At 66.4% G+C, this 14,455-nt stretch carries 13 protein-coding genes; 11 read left to right on the top strand and 2 right to left on the bottom strand.

What is annotated here, in order from left to right; all coding sequences use genetic code 11:
* Nucleotide 1: 1 nt before the first annotated feature.
* From ACQY8M_RS25995 to ACQY8M_RS25980, 4 genes are all read left to right on the top strand, one after another.
* Nucleotides 2–307, top strand: coding sequence for a hypothetical protein (locus ACQY8M_RS25995; protein ID WP_428661723.1), 306 nt, complete (start codon nucleotides 2–4; stop codon nucleotides 305–307).
* Between the two features lie 471 nt (nucleotides 308–778).
* Nucleotides 779–2,179: a dihydrolipoyl dehydrogenase gene (gene lpdA, locus ACQY8M_RS25990; protein ID WP_428661720.1), complete on the top strand. Its 1,401-nt coding sequence runs from the start codon at nucleotides 779–781 to the stop codon at nucleotides 2,177–2,179.
* Between the two features lie 6 nt (nucleotides 2,180–2,185).
* The gene (gene lipA, locus ACQY8M_RS25985) at nucleotides 2,186–3,145 is read left to right on the top strand and encodes a lipoyl synthase (RefSeq protein WP_428661717.1); all 960 of its coding nucleotides are present in this window, start codon (nucleotides 2,186–2,188) and stop codon (nucleotides 3,143–3,145) included.
* A 7-nt stretch (nucleotides 3,146–3,152) separates the two neighbouring features.
* Nucleotides 3,153–3,611 (top strand): type II toxin-antitoxin system RatA family toxin, encoded by a 459-nt coding sequence (locus ACQY8M_RS25980; RefSeq protein WP_428661714.1) that lies wholly within the window; start codon nucleotides 3,153–3,155, stop codon nucleotides 3,609–3,611.
* A gap of 174 nt (nucleotides 3,612–3,785) precedes the next feature.
* Here the strand turns inward: ACQY8M_RS25980 and ACQY8M_RS25975 are convergent, their stop codons facing one another.
* Together ACQY8M_RS25975 and ACQY8M_RS25970 are read right to left on the bottom strand one after the other, a co-directional pair.
* Nucleotides 3,786–4,277, bottom strand: coding sequence for a CinA family protein (locus tag ACQY8M_RS25975; protein WP_428661711.1), 492 nt, complete (start codon nucleotides 4,275–4,277; stop codon nucleotides 3,786–3,788).
* Nucleotides 4,277–5,443, bottom strand: coding sequence for a bifunctional 2-C-methyl-D-erythritol 4-phosphate cytidylyltransferase/2-C-methyl-D-erythritol 2,4-cyclodiphosphate synthase (locus ACQY8M_RS25970; protein ID WP_428661709.1), 1,167 nt, complete (start codon nucleotides 5,441–5,443; stop codon nucleotides 4,277–4,279). Before ACQY8M_RS25970 ends, ACQY8M_RS25975 begins: the two co-directional genes overlap by 1 nt.
* Nucleotides 5,444–5,568: 125 nt before the next feature.
* Here ACQY8M_RS25970 and dusB point away from each other — a divergent pair, with 125 nt between their 5' ends.
* Genes dusB through ACQY8M_RS25935 form a run of 7 tightly spaced genes read left to right on the top strand, consistent with a single transcriptional unit; the run spans nucleotide 5,569 to nucleotide 14,379 of the window.
* Entirely contained in the window at nucleotides 5,569–6,576 is a 1,008-nt protein-coding gene (dusB, locus tag ACQY8M_RS25965; protein WP_428661706.1) for a tRNA dihydrouridine synthase DusB, read from the top strand.
* Between the two features lies 1 nt (nucleotide 6,577).
* Complete coding sequence (locus ACQY8M_RS25960) at nucleotides 6,578–7,690, top strand: two-component system sensor histidine kinase NtrB (protein WP_428661703.1); 1,113 nt, start codon at nucleotides 6,578–6,580, stop codon at nucleotides 7,688–7,690.
* Nucleotides 7,687–9,165: a nitrogen regulation protein NR(I) gene (gene ntrC, locus ACQY8M_RS25955; protein ID WP_428661700.1), complete on the top strand. Its 1,479-nt coding sequence runs from the start codon at nucleotides 7,687–7,689 to the stop codon at nucleotides 9,163–9,165. Before ACQY8M_RS25960 ends, ntrC begins: the two co-directional genes overlap by 4 nt.
* 44 nt (nucleotides 9,166–9,209) lie before the next feature.
* Entirely contained in the window at nucleotides 9,210–11,402 is a 2,193-nt protein-coding gene (locus tag ACQY8M_RS25950; RefSeq protein WP_428661697.1) for an ATP-binding protein, read from the top strand.
* Nucleotides 11,403–11,434: 32 nt separating this feature from the next.
* Entirely contained in the window at nucleotides 11,435–12,859 is a 1,425-nt protein-coding gene (locus ACQY8M_RS25945) for a sigma-54-dependent transcriptional regulator (protein WP_428661694.1), read from the top strand.
* 3 nt (nucleotides 12,860–12,862) lie between these two features.
* Nucleotides 12,863–13,726 carry a D-amino-acid transaminase gene (locus ACQY8M_RS25940; RefSeq protein WP_428661691.1) on the top strand — a complete coding sequence of 288 codons (864 nt, stop codon included), beginning with the start codon at nucleotides 12,863–12,865 and terminating at the stop codon, nucleotides 13,724–13,726.
* A complete protein-coding gene (locus ACQY8M_RS25935) occupies nucleotides 13,723–14,379 on the top strand; it encodes an HAD family hydrolase (RefSeq protein ID WP_428661688.1) in 657 nt (218 codons plus the stop codon). The genes ACQY8M_RS25940 and ACQY8M_RS25935 overlap by 4 nt, the downstream gene beginning before the upstream one ends.
* Nucleotides 14,380–14,455 lie beyond the last annotated feature (76 nt).

Raw genomic sequence — 14,455 nt, 5'->3', positions numbered from 1 at the left:
GGTGCATCTGACGCTGGCATGGATGATTGCCCATGTGCCTGCGATTCTGGCAGCGCTTTTCGTCAGCGTTCGTGACGGTCTGAAACTGCCGAATTTTGCCCAGTTCGGCTGGGATACCCTCATCAACTACGCGGACCGCCTGTTCTGGATTTCGGTGACCTCTTCGGGTTTCGTCGTGTTCGACTTCGTCAGGCGGGCTACAAGTTGGAAGATCGGGACGCCGTGTTGGGTTCTTCCTTTGCCTGGCACGTCTCCCTGTGCGCGCTTCTTATGCTGCTGGCCGCGATCTCGTTTGGGATGGTGCTAATGGCAGATGCAAGTGCCATCATTGCGCATGTTCAGATTCCTTTGGTGAACGGCTACGCGGTAGTCCTTGTTGGAGGCGTGCCACTGTCCGTCATGTATGCCGTACGTGTCGATGTCGGCGCGTAGAGTGAGGTGGTCATGGATCTGACGACTCCCGTAAATCTTCTTATGTGGGCGATGGGTTTGGCCGCGATCGCCTTTTCGCTCCACCTGTTGTGGACCATTGTTGGAAATCGTCGATCGGTGAGTGGACCAGTCGGGGATAGCGCCGTCCTTGCCAGCCTCCACCTCTTGGAAGCAGCATTTGCGAACATCGACACAATCGAGCGGAAAAGCCGGCGGGACAAGGTAGTCGAACTCGCACTCGCCACGGCTGCCTTGAGAAGACTGATGAGCCGGGTCGACTTGGATCAGCAGACACGCAACGACTGTAGCAGGATCGCGGACGCTCTCGGTAGGATGCGGTAGGACAATGGCTGACACCAATTTCGATCTCATCGTCGTGGGCGGCGGGCCGGGCGGCTACGTCGCCGCGATCCGGGCCGCGCAGCTTGGGCTCAAAACCGCGGTCGTCGAGCGCGAGAACATGGGCGGCATCTGCCTGAATTGGGGCTGCATCCCGACCAAGGCGCTGTTGCGCACCTCCGAGGTCTACGGGCTGATCAAGCACGCCGACGCTTATGGGCTAACGGTCAAGGATGTGTCGTTCGATCCGAAGAAGATCGTCGAGCGCTCGCGGAAAGTGGCGGGCCAGCTCAGCAACGGCGTCAAAGGCTTGATGAAAAAGAACAAGATCACGGTGTTCGACGGCACGGCCAGGCTTGCCGGGGCAGGCAAGCTCGCGGTCGCGATGAACGACAAGAGCAACGTGACGCTCGCTTACAAGAACGTGATCCTGGCGACCGGCGCCCGCGCGCGGCAGCTGCCCGGGCTGGAGTCCGACGGCAAGCTGATCTGGAGCTATCGCGAGGCGATGGTGCCGCCGGAGTTCCCGAAGTCGCTGCTGGTCATCGGCTCGGGCGCGATCGGCATCGAGTTCGCGAGCTTCTACCGCACCATGGGCGCCGAGGTGACGGTGTGCGAGGTGCTAGAGCGCATTCTCCCGGTCGAGGACGAGGAAGTGTCGGCCTTCGCCAAGCGTGCCTTCGAGAAGCAGGGCATGAAGATCCTGACCGCCGCGACCGTGTCGAACCTGAAGAAGGGCGCCAACAGCGTCACGGCGACCATCACGCAGGGCGGCAAGAGCCAGGAGATAACCGTCGACCGCGTCATCTCCGCCGTCGGCATCGTCGGCAATGTCGAGAACCTGGGTCTCGAAGGCACCAAGGCGAAGGTCGAGAAGACCCACATCGTGATCGACCAATGGGGCTTCACCGGCGAGCCGAACGTCTATGCCATCGGCGACGTTGCCGGCCCGCCCTGGCTCGCGCACAAGGCGATGCACGAGGGCGTGCTGGTGGTCGAGAAGATCGCCGGCGTGAAGGGCGTCCACCCGATGAAGACCGAGAACATCCCGGGCTGCACCTATTGCCAGCCGCAGGTCGCCAGCATCGGCCTGACCGAAGCAGTGGCCAAGGCCAAGGGACTGCAGGTCAAGGTCGGCAAGTTCCCGTTCATCGGCAACGGCAAGGCGATCGCGCTGGGCGAGCCCGAGGGCTTCATCAAGACGATCTTCGATGCCAAGACCGGCGAGCTTCTGGGCGCGCACATGATCGGCGCCGAGGTGACCGAGCTGATCCAGGGTTACTCGGTTGCAAAGACTCTTGAGACCACCGAGGCCGAGCTGATGGCCACCGTGTTCCCGCATCCGACCCTGTCGGAGATGATGCACGAGTCGGTACTGGCGGCGTACGGGCGGACGCTCCATATCTAGCCCGTCATGGACGGCTCGCACGACAAGCCCCTGCTGAGCCGGGCGGAGCGCCATCCCGAGAAGGCGCACCGGCCGGACAATCCGATTCCGCGCAAGCCGGACTGGATCCGCGTGCGCGCGCCCAACTCGCCGGAATATGCAGAGACCAGGCGGCTGATGCGTCAGTACGGCCTGTCGACCGTATGCGAAGAGGCGGCCTGCCCGAACATCGGCGAGTGCTGGAAGCAGAAGCACGCCACCTTCATGATCATGGGCGAGACCTGCACGCGGGCCTGCGCCTTCTGCAACGTCGCCACCGGCAAGCCGGGCGCGCTCAATCCGCACGAGCCGGGCAACATCGCCGAAGCCGTCGGCAAGCTCGGACTTGGCCATGTCGTGGTGACCTCGGTCGATCGCGACGACCTCGACGATGGCGGGGCAGGGCACTTCGCCGAGGTGATCACGGCGCTGCACAGGTCGGCGCCGGCCACGACTGTCGAGATCCTGACGCCGGATTTCATGAAGAAGCCGGGCGCGATCGAGACCGTCGTTGCCGCGCGCCCCGATGTGTTCAACCACAATCTCGAGACGGTGCCGCGGCTCTATCCGACGATCCGGCCCGGCGCGCGCTACTTCACCTCGCTGCGGCTGCTCTCGAAAGTGAAGGAGATCGACCCGTCGATGTTCACCAAGTCCGGCCTGATGGTCGGGCTGGGTGAAACGCGCGAGGAGATCCTGCAGGTGATGGACGACCTGCGCGCGGCCGACGTCGATTTCCTGACGATCGGGCAATACCTGCAGCCGACGCCCAAGCATGCGGCCCTGGCGCGATTCTGGACGCCGGCCGAGTTTTCGGAGCTGGCGGCGCATGCCCGTGCCAAGGGTTTCCTGATGGTCTCGGCGTCGCCGCTGACGCGGTCGAGCTATCATGCGGGCGACGACTTCGCCCGCCTGCGTGCGGCCCGCGCCGCCCAGCTCAAGACCTGACGTCGCTGTGGCCCTCACTCGGCATTCCGAGCGGAAGGTTGTCCCCTTCGCGCCCCGGCAGCTTTTCGATCTCGTGGCGGATGTGCCGCGCTATCCGGAGTTCCTGCCGTGGTGCACGGCGGCCCGCGTGCGCAAGAAGGAAGGGCCGAACATCGAGATCGACGAGCTGGCGATCGGCTTCGGCCCATTCCACGAGAAGTTCGTCTCGCGTGTCGTGCTGACGCCCGACGATCCCAACGGGCCCGGCATCGAGACGACGGGGACAGAGGGGCCGTTCAAGTCACTGAAGAGCCGCTGGCAATTCCGGCCGCATCCGACCGGCACGGAAATCGTCTTCTCCCTGGAGTTCGAATTCCGCTCGCGCCTGCTGCAGCACACCGTCCGCGTGCTGTTCGCCGAGGCGGTCAAGCGCATGGTCGCCGCCTTCGAGGCCCGGGCCGTGCAGCTCTACGGAAAGCCTCGGTAAGAAACTGGCCTTGTCATCGTCTTCCGGACCGCGAGCGTCTCGCTCGCTCATGCGCATGGGCGAGCGAGACGCTCGCGGTCCGGAAGAGGATGAGCACTTGGTTCTTTTTGGTGGCGCGATGAGTCCGAGCGCCACTGAAATGGCGCGACCCAATGAACGAGCGAGTCGCCCCCGTCACCTTTCCGCCAGCGTCGACACCATCGCGAGCGCCGTCAGCACCGTCAACCGCCGGATCCGGTCGCGGTCGCCCGGAAAGACATGGCGTTCGACGATCGGTTCGAAACCCGCGCGAACCGCGCCGAAGTGCACCAGCCCCACCGGCTTCTCCTCCGATCCGCCGCCTGGGCCGGCCACGCCCGTAACCGAGACGGCGATATCGGCGTTGGAGCGTGCGAGCGCGCCGGTGGCCATGGCCCGCGCCACCGGTTCGCTTACCGCGCCGTGGCCGAGGATGGCGTCCCACGGCACGCCGATCATCTCGCGCTTGGCCTCGTTGGAGTAGGTGACGAAGGCGCGGTCGACGACATCCGACGAGCCGGCGATGGCCGTCAGCGCTGCCGCGATCAGGCCGCCGGTGCAGGACTCGGCGGTGACGACCTTCAGCTTCTTCTTCCGGCAGGCCAGCAGCACATGCTCGGCGGCTTCTCGCATTTCATGATCGAACATCAACGCCTCGGGGTTTCGACGGTGGCGACGGCCTGGGCCGCGATGCCTTCGCGGCGTCCGGTGAAGCCCAGCCCTTCGGTGGTGGTGGCCTTCACGCTGACCCTCGAGGGATCGATGCCGGCGATCCGCGCGATGCTGGCCACCATGGCGTCGCGATGCGGGCCGATGCGTGGCGCCTCGCAGACCAGGGTCAGGTCGAGATGCACGATGCGGCCGCCGCGCGCGGCGAGCAGGTCGACGGCGTGCCGCAGGAATCTGTCCGACGACACACCGCGCCATTGCGGATCGGAGGGCGGGAAATGCTTGCCGATGTCTCCGGCGCCGATCGTGCCCAGCACGGCATCGGTGAGCGCATGCAGTGCTACGTCGGCGTCCGAATGGCCGGAGAGCGTGTGGTTGTGCGGGATCGCGATGCCGCCCAGCATCACCGCATTGCCGGGACCGAAACCATGCACGTCGAAGCCCAGAGCGGTGCGGCTTTCCATCGTGATGCCGCGCGCAAGATCCTCGGCCGTCGTGATCTTGCGATTGTCCTCGCTGCCTTCCACCATCACCACCTTCAGTCCGGCGCGCTCCGCGACCGCGGCGTCATCGGTCAGGGCAGTGCTCTCCGCCGCACCGAGCCCCGCCGCCTCGCGATGCGCCGTGAGCAGCGCAGAATAGCGGAAGACCTGCGGCGTCTGCGCGCGCCAGAGATTTGTCCTGGGGACGGTTTCGTTGACGGTGCCATCCGCATCCGTGCGCTTGATCGTATCGGCCAACCGGACACCCAGCACGGCGCCGTCGACGCCGTCCGCCCTGACGGCCGCCAGGCACGCAGCGATATCCACAGGTTTCACGAAAGGCCGTGCCGCGTCATGGATGGCGACGAAATCGGGCGCCTCGCCGGTGAGCGCCTCGAGGCCGTTGAGGACCGATTGTTGCCGACTGACGCCGCCCAGAACGGGGGGTGGCAATCCGAGCCCCTCGACGGCGTTGTGATAATGATTCTCGTCGCTGCCCGCGATTACCACCAGTAGACTGGTGATTTCAGGCGTCGAGCGATAGGCATCCAGCGTATGCCGCAGGACCGGACGGTTGCCCAGAAGCGCATATTGCTTGGGCAACGGGCCACCAAAGCGGCTGCCCCGGCCAGCCGCGACGATGAGGGCGCTACAAGTCGTCATGGAATCCCTAGATAACATTGGCTTCGGAGGTGCGCACTTCAGCGCCCTTGCACCTGCGGAGAGGACCCGCTATTGCTCGGGCCAATAATTGTGCAGTGCACAAGTTGCCTATAAACTGATCAAGAATGAACAGCGCAGCACGTCTCCATCCTATCGAAATCGGTCCGGTCCGTATCGATGATCCAGTTATCCTGGCGCCGATGTCCGGCGTCTCGGACATGCCGTTCCGCCAGATGGTCAAGCGGGGCGGGGCGGGGCTCGTCGTGTCCGAGATGATCGCCTCGGCGGCCATGGTGCGCGAGAACCGCAAGACGCTCCTGATGGCCAAGAACTCGCCGGAAGAGTTCCCGATGTCGGTGCAGCTCGCCGGCTGCGAGCCCCAGGTGATGGCCGACGCGGCGAAGCTGAACGAGGATCGCGGCGCGGCGATCATCGACATCAACTTCGGCTGCCCTGTGAAGAAGGTCGTCAACGGCCATGCCGGCTCCGCGCTGATGCGCGACGAGGTCCATGCCGCCAAGATCCTCGAGGCGACGGTGAAGGCGGTGAAGCTGCCGGTGACGCTCAAGATGCGCACCGGTTGGGATTCTGCCAATCGCAACGCCCCCAATCTCGCGCGCATTGCCGAGCAATGTGGCATCAGGATGCTGACGGTGCACGGCCGCACGCGCTGCGACTTCTACGACGGCCATGCCGACTGGGGCTTCATCCGCGAGGTGAAGGCCGCGACCAGGCTGCCGGTGATCGCCAACGGCGACATCAACACGCTCGACGACGTCGACCAGGCGCTCGAGCAGTCGGGCGCCGACGGCATCATGATCGGCCGTGGCGCCTATGGCCGGCCGTGGTTCCTCAACCAGGCGATCCATTACCTGCGCACCGGCGCGCGCCTGCCCGATCCTTCGCTGGCCGAGCAGTACGCTGCGGTACGCGCGCACTTCGATGCGATGCTGGAGCACTATGGCAGCGAGACCGGCGTGCGCATGGCGCGCAAGCATCTCGGCTGGTACTCCAAAGGCCTGCCGGCGTCGGCCGAGTTCCGCGCCGCCGTGAACCGCGAGACCGAAGCGGGGAAGGTGCGTGCCCTGCTCGCCGCATTCTTCCTCCCGGCGCTCGAGAGGCGGGCCGCCTGACATGGCCGTTCGGACCCTCAAGCGAGCCAGTGCGCTGAGCGATCAGTTCTCGACGGCGATCCTCGATTCGCTGTCGGAAGCGGTCGTCGTCGTCGATGGCGAAAGCGTGATCCATTACGCCAACCTCTCTGCCGAGCAGTTCTTCGGGGTCGGCCGCGCGCGTCTGGTCAGCCACCCGATGACCGAGTTCGTGCCCGAAGATTCGCCGCTCTTCTCTCTGCTCGAGCAGGTCCTGGCGACCGGCGGTGCCGTTGCGGAGAATGGGGTGACCCTGAGCTCGCCGCGCATCGGCAACCGTTTCTGTGGCCTGCGCCTGTCGCCGATCGTCGAGAGCGACGGTCTGGTGGCGCTGTCGCTGGTCGAGCAGTCGATCGCGCGCAGCATCGACCGCCAGATGTCGAATCGCAGCGCCGCCCGCTCGGTCAGCGCGCTGGCCGCAATGCTGGCGCACGAGGTCAAGAATCCGCTGTCGGGAATCCGCGGCGCGGCACAGCTGCTCGAGCAGTCGGTGCCGGACAGCGAGCGCGAGCTCACCACCCTGATCTGCGAGGAGACCGACCGGATCGTCGCGCTGGTCGACCGTATGGAAGCCTTCGCCGAAGGCCGCCCGATCGATCGTGGTCCGCTCAACATCCATCAGGTCCTGAATCATGTCCGCCGGTTGTCGCAGAACGGCTTCGGCAAGAATGTGCGTTTCATCGAGAGCTACGATCCGTCGCTGCCCGACGTGTTCGGCGATCGCGACCAGCTCATCCAGGTGTTCCTGAACCTGGTGAAGAATGCCTGCGAAGTGCCGGGCGACGGCGAGCGCGAGATCGAGCTGTCGACCGCCTACAAGCACGGCCTGCGTCTTACCGTGCCGGGCCAGCAGGCAAGGGTGAACCTGCCGCTGGTTGTGTCGGTGCGCGACAACGGCTGCGGCGTGTCCGACGAGCTGCGTTCGCACCTGTTCGATGCGTTCGTCACCAACAAGCCGACCGGCACCGGCCTCGGCCTCGCCCTTGTCGCCAAGATCATCAACGATCACGGCGGCGCCATCGAATACGACAGCGAGCCCGGCCGCACCACCTTCCGGGTGCTGTTGCCGATGCAATCGCCGCAGGCAGCGACATGACTTCTGGAACGACGATCCTCATTGCCGACGACGACCGGGCGATCCGAACTGTGCTGCACCAGGCGCTCGGGCGCCAGGGGCACACGGTCCGCAGCACCGGCACGGCTTCCACCCTGTGGCAGTGGGTGCAGGAAGGCGAGGGCCAGCTCGTCATCACCGACGTGGTGATGCCCGACGAGAACGGCCTCGACCTCGTGCCGCGTATCCGCAAGCTGCGCCCGGACCTCCGCATCATCGTCATGAGCGCGCAGTCGACCCTGCTGACCGCGGTTCGGGCGACCGAGCGCGGCGCGTTCGAATATCTGCCCAAGCCGTTCGACCTGAACGAGCTGGTTTCGGTCGTGAACCGGGCGCTCTCCGCGCCGGCCGCCTCGATGCCGCGCGGCTCGCATCCGCCGGAGGAGAACGAGCGGCTGCCGCTGATCGGCCGTTCGCAGGCCATGCAGGAGATCTATCGCGCCCTGGCGCGCCTGATGGCGACCGATCTCACCGTCATGGTCACCGGCGAGTCGGGCACCGGCAAGGAGCTGGTCGCGCGCGCGCTGCACGACTACGGCAAGCGCCGCAAGGGGCCGTTCGTGGCGCTCAACATGGCGGCGATCCCGCGCGAGCTGATCGAGAGCGAGCTGTTCGGCCACGAGCGCGGCGCCTTCACCGGCGCGGTGCAGCGCTCGTCGGGCAAGTTCGAGCAGGCGTCCGGCGGCACGCTGTTCCTCGACGAGATCGGCGACATGCCGCCCGAGGCGCAGACCCGCCTGCTGCGCGTGCTGCAGGAAGGTGAGTACATGACGGTCGGCGGCCGTGCGCCGATCAAGGCCAACGTCCGCATCGTCGCAGCGACCCATCGCGACCTGCGCCGGGCGATCCAGCAGGGCCTGTTCCGCGAGGATCTCTTCTATCGGCTCAACGTTGTGCCGATCCGCCTGCCGCCGTTGCGCGAGCGGCTCGACGACATTCCCGAGCTGACCAACCACTTCCTGCGTGCCGCGACGGTCGACGGCCTGCCGACCAAGGTCCTGTCACCCGACGCCATGGCGCGCCTGCGCCAGCATCGCTGGCCGGGCAACGTGCGCGAGCTCGAGAACCTGGTCCGCCGCCTCTCGGCCCTCTACTCCGAAGAGGTCATCAATCTCGAGACGATCGAAACCGAGCTGGCCGATGCCATCCTCTCGTCGGAACCTGAAGCCGCGGCCAACGGCCATGCCTCGAGCGACATCAGCCTGACCGACGCGGTCGACCGCCATCTGCAGGCGATGTTCGCAGCCCATGGCGACCGGCTGCCGCCCGACGGGATGTACGATCGTGTCATTTCCGAGGTCGAGCGGCCGCTGCTGTCGCTCGCTCTGGGGGCGACACGCGGTAACCAGTTGCGCGCCGCCCGTCTCCTGGGGCTCAATCGCAATACGTTGCGCAAGAAGATCAAGGACCTCGACGTCCCGGTGGTTCGCACACCGCAGGTCCGCCGAGGCGGGTGACCTGAGTGACAGATTCGCTGAGCGTTCCACGCTTGGGCGACAGGATGAGCAGCCTCGGCCGCGGATTGACCGGCCGAGTCGCTGCAGCGTCGCTGGCAGTGCTCGCCTTCGTGGCGGGGACCGCGACCTATGCCTGGCTCGCCGGTCTGGTGCCGGCCTACTTCGGCACGCGCGGCTGGATGACCGGCCTGCTGGTCGCCGACCTCGTCATTGCCATGGCGCTGGTGGCATTGCTTGGCGGGCGCATGACGCAGATCTGGCTCGATCGCCGGCGCGGCGCGGCGGGCTCGCGCCTGCACATGCGGCTGGTCCTGCTGTGCGGCGTGTTCACGCTTCTGCCGACCCTCATGGTCGCGATCATCATGGCGCTGCTGTTCATCAACTTCACCGACTTCGTCGTGAAGCCGGCGCAGACCTCGTTCGAGGCGGCGCGCGCGATCGGCGAGCCCGTCCGGCGCGCGCGGGAAACCGAAATCCTGCGCGACATCTCGGCGATCTCCGCCCCACTGCAGGAGCAGGGGATCGAGGGGCTCAAGGACGCCGCCGCTGTTTCGGAGACGCTGAAGCAGCTGATCGGCGGGCGGGCGATCATCGAGGCCGATGTCATCCACGCCGACAAGGGCCTGATCGCCCGGGCCGTTGCACCAGGCGAAGAGCCGCTGGCCAATCCGGTGCCCGGACAGCAGTTCCTCTGGCAAACGGTCAACCACGGCGCGCCGATCCAGCTCGAGTCGCCGCACGGCGCCTACTTCGTCATGCAGTTGTTCGTCGCCGAGCCGTACTTCCTGGTGACCGGCCATGCGGTCGACCTCCGGGTCGTCGACTACATCAAGAGCATCGAGCTGGCCGGCAAGTTCTACTCCCAGATCGAGACGCGGCTGGAGCAGGGCCAGCTCATCATGTTCCTGATCTGCGGCGCCATCGCGTTCCTGATGCTGCTGGCCTCGATGTGGCTGGCTATCCTGTTCGCGACACGCCTCACCGAGCCGATCGGCGGGTTGATGTCGGCGGCCGAGCAGATGCGCGGCGGCGACCTGTCGGTGCGAGTGGAGGAGGGGCCGCCGAACGACGAGCTCGGCCAGCTTGCACGCTCGTTCAACCGCATGGCCAGCCAGATCGAGCAGCAGCGCCGCGAGCTGATCGACGCGAACAAGGAGCTCGACACCCGCCGGCGGCTGACCGATGCGGTGCTGGCCGGCGTATCGGCCGGCGTCATGAGCGTCGACGGCAACGGCTTCGTGGCCCGCACCAACCGTTCCGCGCTCGAGCTGCTGTCGCTGCCGGAGGACGGCGTTCTGGATCGTCCGCTGATCGAGGTCATGCCGGCGCTCGCGCCGCTGGTCGCACAGGCGGCGGAGCGGCCGGGTCGCGCGACGCAGGGCCAGATCGAGATCGTGCAGGGCGGCACGCGGCGCATCCTTCTGGTACGCATCAGCGCGGCGTCGGATGCCGGCTCGGTGGTGACCTTCGACGACGTCACCGACCTGATGTCAGCGCAGCGCATGGCGGCGTGGGGCGACGTGGCGCGGCGCATCGCGCACGAGATCAAGAATCCGCTAACCCCAATCCAGCTTTCGGCCGAGCGGCTGAAGCGCCGCTACCTCAAGCAGATCAAGGAAGATCCCGAGACCTTCACGACCTGCACCGACACCATCATCCGCCAGGTCGGGGACATCGGCCGGATGGTCGACGAGTTCTCCTCGTTCGCGCGCATGCCGCGGCCGACGGTGCAGCCGGAGGATGCCAAGGAACTCTGCCAGCAGGCGCTTTTCCTGCAACGCAACGCCAATGACGCCATTCGCTATCGCTCCGAGCTGCCCGACCAGCGCGTGCCGCTGATCTGCGATCGCCGGCAGGTGAGCCAGGTCCTGACCAACATCCTGAAGAACGCCGCGGAGGCGATCGAAGGGCGTGTGGCCAAGCCCGGCGTCGTGCTGCCGCCAGGAGAGATTTCTCTCTCTCTCAAGGACGACGGCGCGATCGTGCGGATTGTCGTCGAGGACAACGGCAAGGGCCTGCCGGTCGAAGGCCGCGAACGCCTGACCGAGCCCTACGTGACCACGCGCAGCAAGGGCACCGGATTGGGTCTCGCCATCGTCAAGAAGATCATGGAGGACCACGGTGGGCTGCTGACTCTCGAGGACCGCGAGGCTGGCGGCGCCCGCATCAGTCTGGTATTCCGTCGAGACGCGAAGGAAATCGCGTCGGCGCCTCGCCAAGCAACCGCCGCACAATGACCCGCTGCCCCCTGCGGGCGACCTGAAGAGCCATGGGCCACGATATTCTCATCGTCGACGACGAACGCGACATCTGCATGTTGATCGCGGGCATCCTGGAGGATGAAGGCCACACGGCCCGTCGCGCGCACAACAGCACCGAGGCGATGGATGCCGTTCGTCAGCGCCGGCCCGCGCTCGTCATCCTCGACGTCTGGCTGCAGGGCAGCGAGATGGACGGCCTGCAGCTGCTCGAGGAGATCCGGCGCGAGGACCCACCGATCCCGGTCGTGATGATCAGCGGCCACGGCACGATCGACACCGCCGTGTCGGCGATCAAGAACGGCGCCTACGACTTCATCGAGAAACCCTTCAAGGCCGACCGGCTGCTGCTGGTCGTCGACCGCGCGATCGAGGCCGACCGGTTGCGGCGCGAGAACGCCACGCTGCGCCGTCGCGCCGGCGGCGAGGTCGGGTTCGTCGGATCCTCCGGCGACGCCGCCAGCGTTCGCACCCAGATCGAGCGCGTCGCGCCGATGGGCAGCCGCGTTCTGATCACCGGCGCGTCGGGCGTCGGCAAGGAGACAGTCGCCCGGCTGATTCACAAGGGCTCGAAACGGGCCGATGGTCCCTTCGTCGTCGTGAACTGCTCGACCTTGCCGGCCGAACGGCTCGAGATCGAGCTGTTCGGTACGGACACCGCGTCGGACGGCGATTCGCTGCGAGTCTCGGGTGCCTTCGAGCTCGCCCACGGCGGCACGCTCCTGCTCAAGGAAGTCGCCGACCTGCCGCTGCCGCTGCAAAGCAAACTGGCGCGGCTGCTGCAGGAGCAATCCTATGCGCGCGACGGCGGCAAGACGCGGGTCGAGGTCGATGTCCGGGTGCTCGCCTCGACGACGCACGTGCTGCAGGAGGAGATTGCCGCCGGCCGCTTCCGCGAGGAGCTTTTTCATCGCCTGAATGTCGTTGGCCTGCCGGTGCCGCCGCTCAGCGAGCGCCGCGAGGACATCCCCGAGCTCGCGACCGAGCTGCTGCGCCGCGTCGCCGATGCCACCGGCCTCGCGACCCGGCCGATGGGCGAGGACACGCTGGCTGCTCTGCAAGGTCACGACTGGCCGGGCAACGTCCGCCAGCTGCGCAATGTGATCGAGCGGCTGCTGATCATGGCGCCGCCGGGTGGCGGGCCGATCCGGGCCGATGTGCTGCCCAACGACGTCAGCGAGGATGCGCCATCGGTGCTGCGCTGGGAGAAGGGCGGCGAGATCATGCAGCTCCCGCTGCGCGACGCGCGCGAGGTTTTCGAGCGCGAGTACCTGCTGGCCCAGGTCACGCGCTTCGGCGGCAACATCTCGCGGACGGCGACCTTCGTCGGCATGGAGCGCTCGGCGCTGCATCGCAAGCTGAAATCGCTCGGGCTGCACGGCGGCGTTGGTGAGGAGCGAGGCGCCGAGACGGCGGCGCCGGCTGGAGGAGAGTAGGTCATGGCGCGTTATGCCTATGTCAACGGACGCTACGTCGATCATCGCGATGCGAGCGTCCATATCGAGGATCGCGGCTACCAGCTTGCGGATGGCGTCTATGAAGTCGTCGGCGTGCGCGAGGGCAGGCTGATCGACGAGACGCCGCACATCGACCGGCTCGACCGTTCCCTGCGCGAGCTGCGCATCGACTGGCCGGTGGCGCGGCCCGCGCTGGGCTTCATCCTGCGCGAGCTGATGCGGCGCAACCGGCTGCGCGACGGGCTGATCTACATGCAGGTGACCCGCGGCGTCGCCCGCCGCGACCATGCCTTTCCGACCACGCCGGTGAAGCCCGCGCTCGTTCTGACGACCAAGAACACCAGGCATCTCGGGGCCGACCCCGGGCCGGGCGTGGCAGTGAAGAGCCAGCCCGATATCCGCTGGGAGCGCTGCGACATCAAGACGATCGCGCTGCTGCCCAACGTGCTCGCCAAGCAGGCGGCGCGCGAGAGCGGCGCCTACGAGGCGTGGCTGATCGACGGCAAGGGCTGCATCACGGAGGGCGCCTCGACCAACGCCTGGATCGTGACGCCCGACAACGAGCTGGTGACCCGCCAGACCGACAACGGCATCCTGGCCGGTATCACCCGCGGCACGCTGAAGAGGATCGCCAACGACCTGCAGCTCAAGTTCGTCGAGCGGCCGTTCACGCTGGCAGAGGCGAAGAAGGCGAAGGAGGCCTTCATCACCAGCGCGACGTCGTTCGTGACACCGGTGGTGAAGATCGACGGCGACAAGGTCGGCGACGGCAAGGTCGGCCCGACGGCCCGACGGCTGCGCGAGGAATATGTCCGCTTCGCGTCCGAGGGCGAGGCCGTTACGTGAGCCGGCCGGCCGACATCGAGCGGCCCAGGGCCATCCTGTTCGACTGGGACAACACCCTGGTCAACACCTGGCCGACAATCATCGAGTGCTACAACGACACCTTCAGGGCTTTGGGCCAGGCGCCCTGGACTCCGCAGGAAGTCCGCGACCGCGCGCACGGCTCGTTGCGCGACCATTTCCCCAAGCTGTTCGGAGAGCGGGCAGGCGAGGCGGAGACGGTGTTCTACGACACCTTTCACCGGATCCATCTCGAGCGGCTCGAGCCGTTGCCCGGGGCTGACCTGCTCCTGGCGCGTGCCGCCGCCGCCGGCTGCTACGTCGCCGTGGTGAGCAACAAGTTTGGCGAGAATCTGCGCACGGAGGTGGCCCATCTCGGCTGGGACCGGTGGATAACCAGGGCGGTCGGCGCCAGGGACGCTCTGCGTGACAAACCCGCACCCGATCCGATCTATCTCGCGCTCGACGGCACGGGAATTGCCCCTGACTTCTCCGTATGGATGGTAGGAGACACCCCGGCCGATCTGAAATGTGCGCACGCGGCGGGCGTTCTGCCCGTTTATTTCGGCAGCGTGGAAATCATGTCCGAACGGCTTCGGGAATTCCCGCCACGCCTTCATGCACGTGATTGTCATGAGCTGGCGGCATTGCTTTGACACGAACGCCACCTATATTTGTCCTAACTCGGTAGTGGGTATTAGGCCCACGCCTTCCAAACTGGCGGGCTCTATC

Origin of the sequence: Reyranella sp. (assembly GCF_965279465.1) — a bacterium.
Taxonomy (GTDB): Bacteria; Pseudomonadota; Alphaproteobacteria; order Reyranellales; family Reyranellaceae; genus Reyranella.
The sequence above is the reverse complement of the archived record's forward strand: the minus strand, read 5'-3'. Positions and strand labels throughout refer to the sequence as shown.